This is a genomic window from Variovorax glacialis (assembly GCF_051216375.1).
In the GTDB taxonomy this organism is placed as follows: Bacteria; Pseudomonadota; Gammaproteobacteria; order Burkholderiales; family Burkholderiaceae_C; genus Variovorax.
In genome coordinates this window covers 124208-137916 of sequence record NZ_JBPJZT010000004.1, presented here as the reverse complement: position 1 = coordinate 137916, position 13709 = coordinate 124208, and the positions used below count along the sequence as shown (strand labels likewise).

At 68.3% G+C, this 13709-nt stretch carries 12 protein-coding genes and 1 tRNA gene; 7 read left to right on the top strand and 6 right to left on the bottom strand.

The features are described from left to right. Positions 1-12: 12 nt before the first annotated feature. The 6 genes from ACSFBL_RS12265 (at position 13) to ACSFBL_RS12240 (ending at position 7443) form a co-directional block, all read left to right on the top strand. The gene (locus tag ACSFBL_RS12265; protein WP_435516059.1) at positions 13-4077 is read left to right on the top strand and encodes a translocation/assembly module TamB domain-containing protein; all 4065 of its coding nucleotides are present in this window, start codon (positions 13-15) and stop codon (positions 4075-4077) included. A gap of 24 nt (positions 4078-4101) precedes the next feature. Continuing rightward, positions 4102-4176 (top strand) — tRNA-Arg (locus tag ACSFBL_RS12260). A gap of 85 nt (positions 4177-4261) precedes the next feature. Further along, on the top strand, positions 4262-5254 hold the full coding sequence (locus ACSFBL_RS12255) for a Bug family tripartite tricarboxylate transporter substrate binding protein (RefSeq protein ID WP_435516058.1): 993 nt from the start codon (positions 4262-4264) through the stop codon (positions 5252-5254). A gap of 63 nt (positions 5255-5317) precedes the next feature. Further along, positions 5318-5659: a hypothetical protein gene (locus ACSFBL_RS12250; RefSeq protein WP_435516057.1), complete on the top strand. Its 342-nt coding sequence runs from the start codon at positions 5318-5320 to the stop codon at positions 5657-5659. A 114-nt stretch (positions 5660-5773) separates the two neighbouring features. Continuing rightward, positions 5774-6313: an Rrf2 family transcriptional regulator gene (locus ACSFBL_RS12245; protein WP_435516056.1), complete on the top strand. Its 540-nt coding sequence runs from the start codon at positions 5774-5776 to the stop codon at positions 6311-6313. Positions 6314-6381: 68 nt separating this feature from the next. After that, positions 6382-7443, top strand: coding sequence for an NUDIX domain-containing protein (locus ACSFBL_RS12240; protein WP_435516055.1), 1062 nt, complete (start codon positions 6382-6384; stop codon positions 7441-7443). Between the two features lie 254 nt (positions 7444-7697). Here ACSFBL_RS12240 and ACSFBL_RS12235 read toward each other — a convergent pair whose 3' ends face one another. Genes ACSFBL_RS12235 through ACSFBL_RS12210 form a run of 6 tightly spaced genes read right to left on the bottom strand, consistent with a single transcriptional unit; the run spans position 7698 to position 12211 of the window. Continuing rightward, on the bottom strand, positions 7698-8441 hold the full coding sequence (locus tag ACSFBL_RS12235; RefSeq protein ID WP_435516054.1) for a lysophospholipid acyltransferase family protein: 744 nt from the start codon (positions 8439-8441) through the stop codon (positions 7698-7700). A gap of 18 nt (positions 8442-8459) precedes the next feature. Beyond that, positions 8460-9734 carry a dihydroorotase gene (locus ACSFBL_RS12230; protein ID WP_435516053.1) on the bottom strand — a complete coding sequence of 425 codons (1275 nt, stop codon included), beginning with the start codon at positions 9732-9734 and terminating at the stop codon, positions 8460-8462. Next, entirely contained in the window at positions 9731-10693 is a 963-nt protein-coding gene (locus tag ACSFBL_RS12225; RefSeq protein WP_435516052.1) for an aspartate carbamoyltransferase catalytic subunit, read from the bottom strand. The genes ACSFBL_RS12230 and ACSFBL_RS12225 overlap by 4 nt, the downstream gene beginning before the upstream one ends. Further along, the gene (gene pyrR, locus ACSFBL_RS12220) at positions 10693-11190 is read right to left on the bottom strand and encodes a bifunctional pyr operon transcriptional regulator/uracil phosphoribosyltransferase PyrR (RefSeq protein WP_435516051.1); all 498 of its coding nucleotides are present in this window, start codon (positions 11188-11190) and stop codon (positions 10693-10695) included. Before pyrR ends, ACSFBL_RS12225 begins: the two co-directional genes overlap by 1 nt. Next, on the bottom strand, positions 11187-11600 hold the full coding sequence (ruvX, locus tag ACSFBL_RS12215) for a Holliday junction resolvase RuvX (protein WP_435516050.1): 414 nt from the start codon (positions 11598-11600) through the stop codon (positions 11187-11189). Before ruvX ends, pyrR begins: the two co-directional genes overlap by 4 nt. Before the next feature lie 11 nt (positions 11601-11611). After that, positions 11612-12211 carry a YqgE/AlgH family protein gene (locus ACSFBL_RS12210; protein ID WP_435516049.1) on the bottom strand — a complete coding sequence of 200 codons (600 nt, stop codon included), beginning with the start codon at positions 12209-12211 and terminating at the stop codon, positions 11612-11614. Between ACSFBL_RS12210 and ACSFBL_RS12205 the strand changes: the two genes are divergently transcribed. Further along, on the top strand, positions 12210-13694 hold the full coding sequence (locus ACSFBL_RS12205) for a cryptochrome/photolyase family protein (RefSeq protein WP_435516048.1): 1485 nt from the start codon (positions 12210-12212) through the stop codon (positions 13692-13694). The two genes, ACSFBL_RS12210 and ACSFBL_RS12205, sit on opposite strands and share 2 nt — an antisense overlap. The last annotated feature ends 15 nt before the right edge of the window (positions 13695-13709 follow it).

Below are 13709 nucleotides of genomic sequence, written 5' to 3'. Positions count from 1 at the left end.
ATCAGCAGACCCATGGCGACCGAAACCTCCGAACAAGCCACGCCGCCGCCGCCGCCGGCGCGCCGTTCGTTCGGGCGTCGCGCGCTCCGCGCATTCGCGTGGACCGTGACCGGGCTGGTTCTCCTTGTGCTGGCAGTCGCGGCCGGCGCGTGGTGGTGGCTCGGCACGAGCCAATCCCTCGCCTTCGCCCTTGCGCAGACGGCACGCTACCTTCCCTCCGACCAGACGCTGCAAAGCCGTGACGTCACCGGTTCGCTCCGTGCAGGCGGACGGATTGCCTGGCTACGATGGGAAAGCCCGAGCCTGGCCGTGGAGGTGACGGACGCCCGTATCGGCTGGGAACTCATGCCCTTGCTCCGACGCCGAGTCCAGCTGGGCGAGGTGCACGCCGGCCAGGTGCTGATCGAACAACGCGGCCCGCGCGACGACAAGCCCGTCGAGCCGCTGCAGCAGATCGTGCTGCCCGTGGAGATCGAGCTACCGTTCCGCGTCGACGATCTGCGCTGGGCCGGTCCGCCGGCGCTCCAGGCCACGATGCTTGCAGGCCGCTACCGCTATGTCGATTCGCACCATCTGCTCGATGTGGAAGGCGTCGACGTCGCCGACGGCCACTACGGCGCGCAAGTCAAGCTGCAGGGTCCGGCGCCGATGGCGATCGATGCGACGCTCAAGGGCCGCGTGCGCGCCGCGCTCGCCGCGGACCGGAGCATCGACGTGCTGGCCGAAGCCAGCGCGAAGGGCACGCTGGCCGGCGCCGACGCGCGCCTCGCCGTGGCAGCGAATCTGCAACCGGTCGAGGAAGGTGCGGAGCCGCCGATGCGGGCGCAGGTGCAGGCCAACATCGCGCCCTGGCAAACGCAGCCCGTGATCGACGCCAAGGCGCAGCTCGAGAACGTCGATCTCGCCCGCCTGTGGCCAGAAGCGCCCGCCACCCAGCTCACCGGCGAGATCGAGGCCGGGCCCGACGCGACGCTCGGCGCCCTGGGCTGGCAGGCCAGCGCCGACATCCGCAACGCGGCGCCCGGCCCCTGGGACACCGGCAAGCTACCCGCCGAGCAGGCCAGGGCGCGCGCCACCTTCGACGGCACCAATTGGACATTGCCCGAAGCCACGATCCAGACCGGCGGCGGCCAGATCCAGGCCGACGGCAACTGGAGCCCTGCGCCAGCGCCCTGGAAGGCGAACGCCACCATCCGCGGCGTGCAGCTCGGCGCGCTCCACACGCAACTCGCCGGCGCACCCCTCACGGGTACCGTGAAAGCCGACCAGCAGGGCGAAGCGCTGCGCTTCGACGTCGCGCTCCGGGCCGACGGCGGCGCGGGCAGCAGGGATGCGGACGGCCTGCGGCTCGAGCGCGCCCAAGCGCAGGGCCAGTGGAAGGACAGGGTTCTCGATTTGCGCACCCTGCGCGTCGAAGCCCGGCGCGCCAGCCTCGACGGTCGGCTGCAACTGCTTGTCGACGAGCAGGCCGGCAACGGCAACCTGAACCTCGTCGTGCCGGGCGGCAGCGTGCAGGTGCAGGGCCGCATCGCGCCCGCCACGGGCAGTGGGCAGGTCACGGCCCAGGTCGAAGATGCCGGTGCATTGCAGGGTTGGATCGAGGGGCTGCCCGAACTGAACAACCCGTTCGGCGGCGTGTCCGTCCAGGGCAACGCACGCCTCGACGCCACCTGGCAAGGCGGATGGCAGGCCATGCAGCGTCGCTTCCAGAACGCGAACGAACCCGCACCGCGCGGTGTCGGCGAGCCGACCCTGCAGGCGACCCTGACGGCGCCCAAGCTCGATCTGCGCCTTCCGCCCGCCACCCCGGCGGACCCCGCAACGGCCATCGCCTTCAGCGGCGTGCGTGCGGAGGTGGGGGGCAGCCTGGCCCAGGCCACGCTGGCGCTCAAGGGCGAAGCGATGAGCGGCACGCAGAAGGTCACCCTCGACGCCCGCGGCAGCGGCGGCATCGAACGCGCGAACCAGTGGCGCGCCGCGCTCGCCAGCCTGCGCGTCCAGGCGCAGGACAGCACCCGTCCCGGTCCGTGGACGGTGGAACTGAGCCGCGCCGTCAGCGCCACGATCCGTAACGTCGCGGGCACCAATGCGCGGCTGGAGGTCGAGGCGTCCGCCGCGGCGGCCACGCTGCGCGGTCCCCTGCCCGGCACGGTGCAGATCGACTGGGAGCCCCTGCGCGTCAGCCGCTCCGGCGCGGAATCCAGCCGCGCGTTCCGCGTCCAGTCCAAGGGCCGGATGCAGGGCCTGCCGATGGCATGGGCGGAAGCCTTCGGTCAAGGTGCAACCCTCTCGACGGTCGGCTTCAGCGGCGACCTCGTGTTCGACGGCGACTGGGACATCGATGCCGGCGACAAGCTGGGCGCCCACGCCCGACTGATCCGCAAGAGCGGCGACCTTCGCGTGCAAGCCGGCGAGGCCGCGATGGTCACGCGCATCACCAGCCACGGCACCGGCACGCCCAGCGAAACCACCATGGACGCGGCCGGCCCTGGCGCCAGCACACCCGCGGGCCTTCGCCTGGCCGAACTGAAAGTCGACGCCGAAGGCGACACGGTGCGTGGCAATCTCGCGTGGGAAAGCGAACGCGCCGGCGAGATCCGCATCGAGGCCAGCACGCGCGTGCAGCAACGCCAGGGCGGCTGGCAATGGGCCGCCGACGCACCGCTGACCGGCCGCGTCACGGCGCGGATGCCCAACCTCGGCGTCTGGTCGATGCTGGCGCCGCCCGGTTGGCGCATGGCCGGCACGCTGCAGACCGACGCCACGCTCTCGGGCACCCGCGCCGACCCGCGCTGGAGCGGCACACTGGGCGCCGACCAGCTCGCGCTGCGCGCGCTGGTCGAAGGCCTGGACCTTCGCGACGGACGCCTGCGGGCGAAGCTCGAGGGCAATCGCGTCGAGATCACCGAGTTCACGCTCAAGGGCGGTGCTGGCAGCCAGACCCGCATTGCAGGCCAGAGCGGCAACCTGAGCACCGCCGCGAGCGAGGCCTCGCGCGACGGCGGCACGGTTTCCGCGCGCGGCGAACTGTCGTGGGGCCCTTCGCCCGCCGCGGGTGCCGGCACGGGCATCCGAATGTCGATGCAGGCCCAGGTTCGCGCCTTGCGCGTGCTGGTTCGCGCCGATCGGCAGGTCACTCTCTCGGGCGATGTGCAGACAAAGCTGGAAGGCGGCCAGTTCACCGTGCGGGGCGATCTCCGCACCGATCGCGCCGTCATCATCCTGCCCGAACAGACCGCGCCCAGCCTCGGCAGCGACGTCGTGATCCGCTCGGCCGCCATCGACCGCGAGGCCGCGATCGAAGCCGAGCGCCGCGCGGCGGCCAACCAGGCGGAAGTGGCCAAGGCCCAGACCGCCAAGCCGCCGGACATCGCGGTGACCTTCGACCTCGGCGAAGACTTCGCGGTCCAGGGGCGCGGCGTCACCACCCGGCTCGCGGGCAAGCTCGACATCCGCAGCAACGCCGTCGGCGCGCCACCACGCATCACGGGCGAGGTCCGGACGGTCAACGGCCAATATCGCGCCTATGGGCAGCAGCTCAACATCGAAACCGGCATCGCGCGCTTCAACGGCCCGTTCGACAACCCGCAACTCGACGTCCTGGCCATCCGCCCGAACATCTCCCAGCGGGCCGGCGTCGCCATCACCGGCACCGCGCAGTCGCCGCGCGTGCGCCTGTACTCGTCGCCGCAGCTTTCGGACCAGGAGACGCTCTCATGGCTCATGCTGGGCCGCGCCTCGGCCACCAGCGGCGGCGAATCGGTGATCCTGCAGCAGGCCGCGCTGGCGGTGCTGGGCGGCCTCGGCACCGGCAACACCGGCGGAGGCCTCGCGAGCCGCTTCGGACTCGACGAGATCGGCTTCAAGGGACCGGGCGAGAGCGGCGAAGTGCGCGACTCGGCGGTCACCGTCGGCAAACGACTGGCACGGGATTTCTACGTCACCTACGAGCGCAGCCTCGCGGGGACGCTGGGGACGCTGTTCATCTTCTACGACCTGACCACCCGGCTCACCCTGCGCGCCCAGGCGGGGCAGCCAAGCGGGATGGACCTGATCTACACCTTGCACTTCGATTGAACTGGTAAAGTTGCGGCCGCTTTCGTCCTCGTAGTTCAATGGATAGAACGGGGTCCTCCTAAGACTCAGATACAGGTTCGATTCCTGTCGAGGGCACCACGGAATACCGTCGCCTCGGACCATGAGGCACGCGCGACCAGCCCCCTGAAACGGAGACACCTTGCCTGCGGATTCCGAAGACTCATTGAACCCCGCCCTTCTCGCCCGCCGTCGGCTCCTCCAGGCCACGGGCGCCCTCGGTCTCGGCGGTCTTCTCCCATCGATGGCGATGGCCCAGGCCGCGTGGCCTACCAAGTCCGTGCGCTTCGTGGTCCCGTTCGCGCCCGGCGGGAGTTCGGAAATCGTGGCCCGCTCGACTGCCGCCGAGCTCTCCAACACCCTCGGGCAGAGCGTCTTCGTCGACAACAAGCCCGGCGCCGCAGGCAACATCGCCATGGCCGAGGTCGCGCGCAGTGACGACCAGCACACGATCATCCTCGGCCACATCGGCACGCTGGCGGTCAATCCGTACATCTTCGACAAGCTGCCCTACGACCCCAACAAGGATTTCAAGCCCGTCAGCCTGCTGGCGAAAGTGCCCAGCCTGTACGTGCTGCATCCGGATGTGCCGGCAAAGAACCTCACCGAGTTCATCGCCTATGCCAAGTCCAAGCCGGGCAAGCTCAGCTATGGCTCCGCGGGCAACGGCAGCGCAGGCCACCTCGCCTTCGAATACCTGAAGATGACTTCGGGCGTCTTCATGCTGCACGTGCCCTATCGCGGCACCGGTCCGATGCTGACCGACCTGCTGGCTGGCCGGCTCGACGCGTCGGCGATCGGCGCGGCTGCGATCATTCCCTTCATCAAGTCCGGCAAGGTGCGGTGCATCGCGACCGGTTCGGCGAAGCGGCTGCCCCAGTTGCCCGATGTGCCCACGGTCGCGGAACAGGGCTTCCCGGGCTTCGAGATGACGCAGTGGTACGGCATGCTTGCCCCGGCGAGCATGGCGCCCGCCAACGTGGCGAAGCTTTCGGCCGAAACCATGAAGGCCGTTCGCTCGCCCGCCGCCTCGGAGCGTCTTCGCGGCGACGCCGCCGAAGCCGTCGGCGGCACGCCGGAGCAGTTTGCCCAGTTCATCGCATCCGAACAGGCGCGCTGGACGAAGGTGATCGCGCGGGCCAACATCAAGCCGGACTGACGCCCAAGGCACGGAAGACCCGGGGTTCGCCGACGGACGGGCCATGCCCTAAAATCAGCGCACATGCCCCGCTGGCTCGTCGCTTCTCTCATCGCCTTCATGCTGTCCTGCTTCGGCTTCGCGGCCGCCGCGCACGGCTCGGCGAGCGCGCCCGATCGCGACGGGGCCGTGCCGACCCACGTTGTTCAGCACGATCTGTCCGCCAGCGACGCTTCCGGGCATGACACCGAGGATGCCTCCGCCCTCCAGGACGATGTCGGATCCAACTGCGCCGAGGCGGCGACGGGTGAATTTCGTGCCTTCCTCGCCGTGTCCGCATCCCAGCCGGTCCCGCAACCGGCGATGACTGCCACGCCTTCGCCCTTCCTCGCGCAGCCCAAGCGGCCACCGCGCGACCGCGCCTAGTCCCCCAAGGCTCGCCGCCTCGAGAGCCCTTCGGCTCCTGCCTCTCGATGCGAGCGCATTGCATCGCCGCGTCCGCGCGCCCCGATGCGCCCACCCCCTCTGAAAGAATCACCGATGCGTCTAACCACCAAGGGTCGCTTCGCCGTCACCGCCATGATCGACGTGGCACTCCGGGGCCGTACGGGTCCCGTCAATCTCTCTTCCATCAGCCAGCGGCAGCGCATTTCGCTGTCGCACCTGGAGCAGCTTTTCGCCAAGCTGCGCCGTCATCAACTGGTCGAATCCACACGCGGCCCCGGCGGCGGCTATTCGCTGGGCCGCAAGCCGGCCGAGATCACTGTGGCGCACATCATCCTGGCCATCGATGGCGACGCCGACTACGAGGCGAGGCAGTCGCCGGACGAAGTGCCGGGCGCAGTGAAGCGCTGCACGACGGACGAGCTCTGGGCTTCCGCCAGTCGGCGGGCCCTGGAGTTCCTGGATTCGGTCACGCTCCAGAGCCTCGTCGACGAACAGATCGCCAGGGGCGTGCTGCTCGAACGCGAACGACCGTTGCGCGAGCCGGTCGCCGCCGCGACCAGCCGGCCTCCTCTCCGGATCAACGCGCCGAACTCCGTCTTCGCGCTGGGCGCGATGCTGGCAAAACGTTCCTGACCTACCAGGATCCGGGCGATCCGGGGCGTATCGTGTGGACTTGAACATCCGCACGACACGTCCCCCGCATGATCGCCCGTCCGCTCTCGCCTCTGCATGACATCGCTGTCCTCATCGGCCGCTTCCAGCCCTTCCACGACGGCCATCTGTCGTTGTTGAAGCTGGCGCTCGACACGGCGCAGCAGGTCGTCGTGGTGGTCGGGTCGGCCTTCCAGGCCCTCTCGCCCAAGCATCCTTTCACCTGGCAGGAACGGGCAGAGATGATCCGCCAGTCCGTCCCAGAGGCTGAACGCCAGCGACTGCACTGCGTGCCCGTCCGCGACTATTTCGACGAGTCGCGCTGGATCCAGGCCGTGCGGCAAACCGTCGGGCAGGCCCTGAGCGGCAGCAGCGCATCGGCGTCACCCTCGATCGCTCTCGTCGGCCATTTCAGAGATGCAACCCGCGAATACCTCCTGGCCTTTCCGGACTGGACATTGCACGCCGCCGACGGCGTACCGGTGCGGCGCGCGAGCGCCATGCGGGACGCCCTCTTCGCCGCGCCGGAAGCGGCGCTGTCGGCGCTCGCTGGCGATATGCCGGCCAGCAGCATCGACGTCCTGCGTGCCTGGTGCGCACAGCCGCATTTCGAGGCGCTCGCGGAGGAAGCGGAGTTGCTCAGGCAGTACGAGGCGTCGTGGGCGGCGGCGCCTTACCCGCCGGTGCTGGTCACGGTCGATTGCGTCGTCAAGTGCCGGGACAAGGTTCTCCTGATCCGGCGTGGACAAGCGCCAGGCAAGGGCTTGTTTGCGGTGCCGGGCGGGTTCCTGGAACAACGCGAAACAACGCTGCAGGCCGCTCTCCGCGAGCTCGACGAGGAAACGCATCTGGACCTGCCCCCCGACGCCCTGCGCGCGTGCCTGAAGGCCACGGACGTGTTCGACCAGCCCGACAGGAGCCAGCGCGGCCGCACGATCACGCACGGCCACTTCTTCGACCTGGGCGAGCGCGAACCGCCCGCACTGCGCGCCGACGACGATGCCGCCGCAGCCGAATGGACGCCGATTGCCGAACTCTGCGCGCGCGAGGATCGCTTTCTGGACGATCACTTCCAGATGCTCGATCACTACCTCGAACTGCTTCAGCGCTGAGACAGCCTGTAGGCACGGGACCACGCAGTCCCATTGTCTTTTCCGGCATCCGGCGGCCCGGCGCTTGACTAAGGTGAGTTCACACACACCAACCGGAGACCGTTATGAAAAGCATCATCCTTTGGCTCTGCGGCGTCCCGCTCGTGGTCATCATCGGACTGAAGGTCTTCGGCGTCCTGTGAACGATTCCTCCTCCCGGCGCTACCCGGCGCCGTTACACAGCGCCTTTCGGGGCGCTGTTTTTTTGGGCGTCGCTATTTGAGTTCTCGGCGCAAGGCCTGAACGTCGGCGTGCAGGGACTTCGCCCAGGCGCGGCGATCGCGTCCGACCGACGACTGTGGCTCGCCGAAACGCACGATCGCCAGCAGCGGCGGCGCCTTGAGGGTGTTCCATACCGAGACGAGCAGGTTGTCGTCGTCGATGTAGCGCGGCGCGTAGCTGGTCTCCCCGCTTTCGGCGTCCGCGAATCGCAGCGCTGCGGGCTGGACCGGCACACCTGAGGAAATGGCCGCCTGCAGCAGGTTGGCATGGAACGGCAGCAGCCCGTGTCCGTCGCTGGTCGTGCCTTCGGGAAAGACCGCGATCACGTCGCCGCTGCGCAGTGCTTCCGTCATGTGATGTACCACGCGCACCGCGTCGCGTCGCCTTTCGCGCTCGATGTAGAGGGAGCCGGCGCCTGTCGACAGAGTGCCGATCACCGGCCAGTGCCGCACCACCGACTTGGACACGAATCGCACGTGCCGTGCCGCGTGGATCGTGAGGATGTCCAGCCATGACAGGTGGTTGCAAACCAGCAGGACCGGGCCGTGCGGAGGCGGCGTGCCCTGCACCGTCAGGCTGATACCCATGAGGTTCAACATCCGCTCGGCCCATTGCTGCACAAGCAGTTCACGCTCGGCGGGCGACAGGCGCGGAAATCGCGCGCGAATGGTCCACCAGCCCGTTGCAATGTGCGCAATGGCGCGCAGCAGCCTGAGGCTCGCGGAGAGGGCGTGCATCCGGGCGGCTTCTTCGGGTCAGCCGTGGACGATGCGTCCGCCGACCAGCGTGAAGCGCGCGCGGCCATGCATGGCATAGCCGCTGAAAGGCGTGTGCTTGCCCTGGCTCCTGAGCGCGTCGGGCTGCACCTGCCATTCGAGTGCCGGGTCGACCACGCAAAGGTCCGCCACGCCGCCCTTCGCCAGCCGGCCCACCCCTTCCGCGCCCAACAGCCTGGCGGGGGCGGCGCTGACGACTTCGATCGCGCGCATCAATCCCGCCCCACTTTGTTCGGCCCACTGCAACGCAAGCGGCAGCAGGAGTTCGAGACCTGTCGCACCGGCTTCGCTTTCGGCGAAGGGAAGGGTCTTGGCATCGGCTTCGACCGGCGTGTGATCGGACACCAGGGCGTCGATCGTGCCGTCGGCGAGGCCGGCCGACAGCGCATCGCGGTCGCGCTGCTGGCGCAACGGCGGATTCAGGCGCGCGCGGCTGTCGAAATAGCCGATGTCCGTGTCCACCAGGTGCAGCGAGTTGATGCTGACGTCGCAAGTCAGCGGCAAACCTTCGGCCTTGGCCGCCCGCACTTGCGCCACGCCGGCCGCACTCGACAGGCGGCACAGGTGCACCCGCGCGCCGGTGCTGCGCATGAGCTCGATGATCGTGAAGATCGCGATCGTCTCGGCCGCCGAAGGTATGCCTGCGAGGCCGAGCCGGGTGGCAAGAGGACCGCTCGCGGCAACGCCCTTGCCCAGGTCGCGCTCCTGCGGGCGCAGCCACACGGTGTAGCCGAAGGTGCTGGCGTAAAGCAGCGCGCGCTGCAGCACCTGCGTGTTGCCCAGTGGGATGTCGGCCTGTCCGAAGCCGATGCAGCCGGCCTCCGTGAGTTCGGCCATTTCGGTGAGCACCTCGCCGGCGAGGTTGCGCGTGAGCGCGCCGAGCGGGAAGAGGCGTGCGCGCTGCATCTTCTCGGCACGGAACTTGAGCATCTCGACCAGACCGGGTTCGTCGAGCACCGGGTCGGTGTCCGGCGGGCAGACGAGGCTGGTCACGCCGCCGGCGACGGCCGCGCCCATTTCGCTTTCGAGCATGCCTTCGTGCTCGTAGCCGGGCTCGCGCAATCGCGCGGCGAGGTCGACCAGGCCGGGCACGACGAGGCAGCCCTCGGCATCGAGCGTGCGCTCGGCGCGGAACTCGCTGGAGACGTCGCCGATGGCGAAGACCTGTCCGTCGGCAATGGCGACATCGGCCTTCCGGTCGAGGCCCGATGCGGGGTCGACGACGCGACCGTTGGTGATCAGTAGCTTGCTCATGCTTCGTTCCCGGCGACGATGCTCATCACGGCCATGCGGACCGCGATGCCGAAAGTGACCTGCGGCAGGATCACGCTCTGCCTGCCGTCGACGACGGCGGAGTCGATCTCCACCCCGCGATTGATCGGCCCCGGATGCATGACGATGGCGTCCGGCTTGGCCAGTTGCAGCTTCTCGGGCGTGAGGCCGAAGGTCTTAAAGAACTCCTGCGACGACGGCAGCAGGGCGCCGCTCATGCGCTCGTTCTGCAGGCGCAGCATGATGATCACGTCGCAGTCCTTGATGCCCTCTTCCAGCGTGTGGCACACGCGCACGCCCATCTGCGCCATGTCGGTCGGCACCAGGGTCTTGGGGCCGACCACGCGCACTTCGGCGCAGCCCAGCGTGGTGAGCCCGTGGATGTCCGAGCGCGCGACGCGCGAATGCAGAACGTCGCCGACGATCGCGACGGTGAGGTTCGCGAAGTCCTTCTTGTAGTGGCGGATCGTGTACATGTCGAGCAGGCCCTGCGTCGGGTGCGCATGCCGGCCATCCCCCGCATTCACCACGTGCACGTGCGGCGCGACGTGCTGCGCGATGAGATAAGGCGCGCCGGACTCGCTGTGGCGCACCACGAACAGGTCGGCCGCCATCGCGCTGAGGTTCGCGATCGTGTCGAGCAGCGATTCGCCCTTGGTCGCGGACGAGCGGGCGATGTCGAGGTTGATCACGTCGGCCGACAGCCGCTTGGCCGCGATCTCGAAGGTGGTGCGGGTGCGCGTCGAGTTCTCGAAGAACAGGTTGAACACGCTCTTGCCGCGCAGCAGCGGCACTTTCTTCACTTCGCGGTCGCTCACGCTCGTGAAGTTGGCGGCGGTGTCGAGGATGTGGGTGACGATGTCCTTCGGCAGGCCTTCGATGGACAGCAGGTGGATCAATTCGCCATGCTTGTTGAGCTGGGGATTTCGTTTGTAGAGCATCAGGTGTTTTCCTCGACCTTGAAGCTGAAGGCGCCTTTCTCGCTGCGTGCGAGCGCGAGCAGTTGCGTCGCGGGCAGTTCGAGACGCTGGGCCGAGAAATCGGCCGCCATCGGCAGCTCGCGACCGCCGCGGTCGATCAGCACCGCCAGGCGCACGCGTGCAGGCCGGCCGAAATCGAACAGTTCGTTGAGCACGGCGCGGATCGTCCTGCCGGTGTAGAGCACGTCGTCGAGCAGCAGCACGTCGGCCCCGTTCACGTCGAAGGGCAAGGTGGTCTGCGCGCTCGCGGCCAGCCCGCGGCGCGCGAAGTCGTCGCGGTGCATGGCCGAGGAGATCACGCCCGGCGCGCCGGGCAGGCCCAGGTCCTTCTGCAGGCGCTCGACCAGCCAGGCACCGCCGGAGGTGATGCCGACCAGGCGCGTGTCCGGGCGCATCAGGGATTTCACGCCGCTCAGCAGCTCGACGTAGAGCGCTTCGGCGTCAGGGATGGAGTTCACGGAAGGCTCCTCAGGAACTGTTCAAGGATGATGCAGGCCGACGCGGCGTCGGCGTCGCGCGCGCCCGAGGCGAGCGCCTCGGTCGTGCTGTAGCGCTCGTCGACCTCGTACACGGGCAGCTTGAAGCGTCCGTGCAGCTGGCGGGCGAAGCGCTGGGCGGCGCGGGTGTTGTCGTGCGGCGCGCCGTCGGGGTGCCAGGGTACGCCAACGACGAGGGCGTCGGGCTGCCACTCGCGGATGCGGGCCTCGACCTGCGCGAAGCGCGCGTCGCCTTCGGCCTTGATCGTGGCTTGCGGGGTCGCAGTCCCGAGCAGGCGATTGCCGCTGGCGACGCCGGTGCGTTTCTGGCCGAAATCGAAGGCCAGGAAGCTTTGGAAATGGGAGGGAACGGAAACCGGAGCGTCAGGCATCGCCACAACGCTCATGCGTGCCCCGCGTCAGGTGACAAGGTCCACGCTTCCAGGCCCAACAACGACAACGCCTTGTCGTAGCGCTGCTCGATCGGCGTATCGAAGATCACGGCAGGGTCGGCACCGACGGTCAGCCAGCTGTTCTCGGCGAGTTCGGATTCGAGCTGGCCCTCGCCCCAGGCCGCGTAGCCGAGAGAGACCAGCACCTTGCGCGGGCCGGCGCCGGTCGCGAGGGCTTCGAGCACGTCCTTGGAAGTGGTCATTTCCAGGCCGCCGGGAATGGTCATGGTCGACGCATAGACGGATTCATTCGGCTTGTCCGCCTGGGCGAACACCGGCTCATGCAGGACGAAGCCGCGCTCGGTCTGGACGGGGCCGCCCTGGAACACCGGCGCCTTGCCGAGTTCGGGACTGGAGAGATGCAGTTCGATCTTCTCGAAAAGCACCTTCAGGTTGATATCGCTGGGTTTGTTGATCACCAGGCCGAGCGCGCCGCGCTCGCTGTGCTCGCACAGGTAGACGACGCTGCGGCTGAAGGATTTGTCTTCCAGCCCCGGCATCGCGATCAGAAAATGATGCGTGAGGTTCATCGGGGCAGAATCGGAAGCCATGCCGCCGATTTTACTGGCCGTCGACAAGATCTATCCCAAGGGCCTGATGTGGTTTCGCCGCGACCTGCGCGTGGACGACAACGCGGCGCTCTACCAGGCCCTGCGCGCTTGCCGGCAGGTGGTCTGCGTGTTCGTTTTCGACCGGGCGATCCTCGATCCGCTGCCCCGCGTGGACCGGCGCGTCGAATTCATCCGCGAATCGCTGGTCGAGCTCGATGCGGACCTCCGAGCCCTGGGAGGCGGACTTATCGTTCGCCATGCCGTCGCGGAAGACGAGATCGCGCCCTTGGCGCGCGCGCTGGACGTCCAGGCCGTCTTCGCCAACCGCGATGACGAACCGGACGCGCTGACACGCGACGCCAAGGTGCTCGGCGCGCTCGCCAATGCCGGCGTCTCCTTCCATACCTACAAAGACCATACGGTCTTCGAGCGCGACGAGGTCCTGACCCAGGCGGGCGCACCCTACACCGTCTTCACGCCCTACAAGCGCGCCTGGCTGTCGAAGGTCGATCCCTTCTACCTGAAGCCCTATCCCGTGCGCACCTACGCGGACGCGCTGGCGCGCATGGCGGAGAAGTACGACGCGCCGGTGCCGGCGCTGGCGGAGATCGGGTTCGAGAAAAGCAACCTGGCCGAGCTGGACATCCCGACCGGCAGCCAGGGCGGCGCCGCACTGTTCGACGACTTTTTCCAGCGCATCGACCGCTACCACCAGGCACGCGACTTCCCGTCGGTGCGCGGACCCAGCTACCTCAGCGTGCACCTGCGTTTCGGCACCGTCTCGATCCGGCAGCTCGCAGGCGTCGCGCACCAGCTTTCGCTGCAGGGCGACCAAGGCGCAGCGACCTGGCTCAGCGAACTCATCTGGCGGGATTTCTATTTCCAGATCCTTGCGCACCATCCCCACGTGGCGGAGGGCGGCGAGTCCCGCAGCTTCAGGCCCGAGTACGACAAGATCCAGTGGCACCACGGCAAGCACGCGGACAGCCTCTTCGACGCCTGGTGCAACGGACAGACCGGCTATCCCTTGGTTGACGCCGCCATGGCGCAAATCAACCAGACCGGCTACATGCACAACCGCCTCCGCATGATCGTGGCGAGCTTCCTCTGCAAGGACCTCGGCATCGACTGGCGCCGCGGCGAACGCTACTTCGCCGTGCATCTCAACGATTTCGAGCTGTCATCGAACAACGGCGGCTGGCAATGGGCAAGCTCCAGCGGCTGCGACGCTCAGCCCTACTTCCGGATCTTCAACCCCGTGACGCAAAGCGAACGCTTCGACCCCGAAGGCAAGTTCATCCGCCGCTACCTGCCGCAGTTGGCCGGACTGTCAAACGCACAAATCCACTCGCCCTGGACCGCCAAGCCCGTCGAACTCGTGGCCGCAGGCGTCAAGCTCGGCGAAACCTACCCCAAGCCCATCGTCGACCACGCCGAAGCACGCGACCGCACCCTGCAGCGCTACGCCGTGGTGAAAAAGTAGCCGCAGCGCGACGCC

What these genes read in the sequence shown, in the direction of transcription:
- ACSFBL_RS12225 (WP_435516052.1), bottom strand. Translation starts at nt 10,693, where the DNA reads ATGCTCTACAAACGAAATCCCCAGCTCAACAAGCATGGCGAATTGATC.
- ACSFBL_RS12205 (WP_435516048.1), top strand. Translation starts at nt 12,210, where the DNA reads ATGCCGCCGATTTTACTGGCCGTCGACAAGATCTATCCCAAGGGCCTG.
- ACSFBL_RS12265 (WP_435516059.1), top strand. Translation starts at nt 13, where the DNA reads ATGGCGACCGAAACCTCCGAACAAGCCACGCCGCCGCCGCCGCCGGCG.
- ACSFBL_RS12235 (WP_435516054.1), bottom strand. Translation starts at nt 8,441, where the DNA reads ATGCACGCCCTCTCCGCGAGCCTCAGGCTGCTGCGCGCCATTGCGCAC.
- ACSFBL_RS12240 (WP_435516055.1), top strand. Translation starts at nt 6,382, where the DNA reads ATGATCGCCCGTCCGCTCTCGCCTCTGCATGACATCGCTGTCCTCATC.
- ACSFBL_RS12230 (WP_435516053.1), bottom strand. Translation starts at nt 9,734, where the DNA reads ATGAGCAAGCTACTGATCACCAACGGTCGCGTCGTCGACCCCGCATCG.
- ACSFBL_RS12210 (WP_435516049.1), bottom strand. Translation starts at nt 12,211, where the DNA reads ATGGCTTCCGATTCTGCCCCGATGAACCTCACGCATCATTTTCTGATC.
- ruvX (WP_435516050.1), bottom strand. Translation starts at nt 11,600, where the DNA reads ATGCCTGACGCTCCGGTTTCCGTTCCCTCCCATTTCCAAAGCTTCCTG.
- ACSFBL_RS12250 (WP_435516057.1), top strand. Translation starts at nt 5,318, where the DNA reads ATGCCCCGCTGGCTCGTCGCTTCTCTCATCGCCTTCATGCTGTCCTGC.
- ACSFBL_RS12245 (WP_435516056.1), top strand. Translation starts at nt 5,774, where the DNA reads ATGCGTCTAACCACCAAGGGTCGCTTCGCCGTCACCGCCATGATCGAC.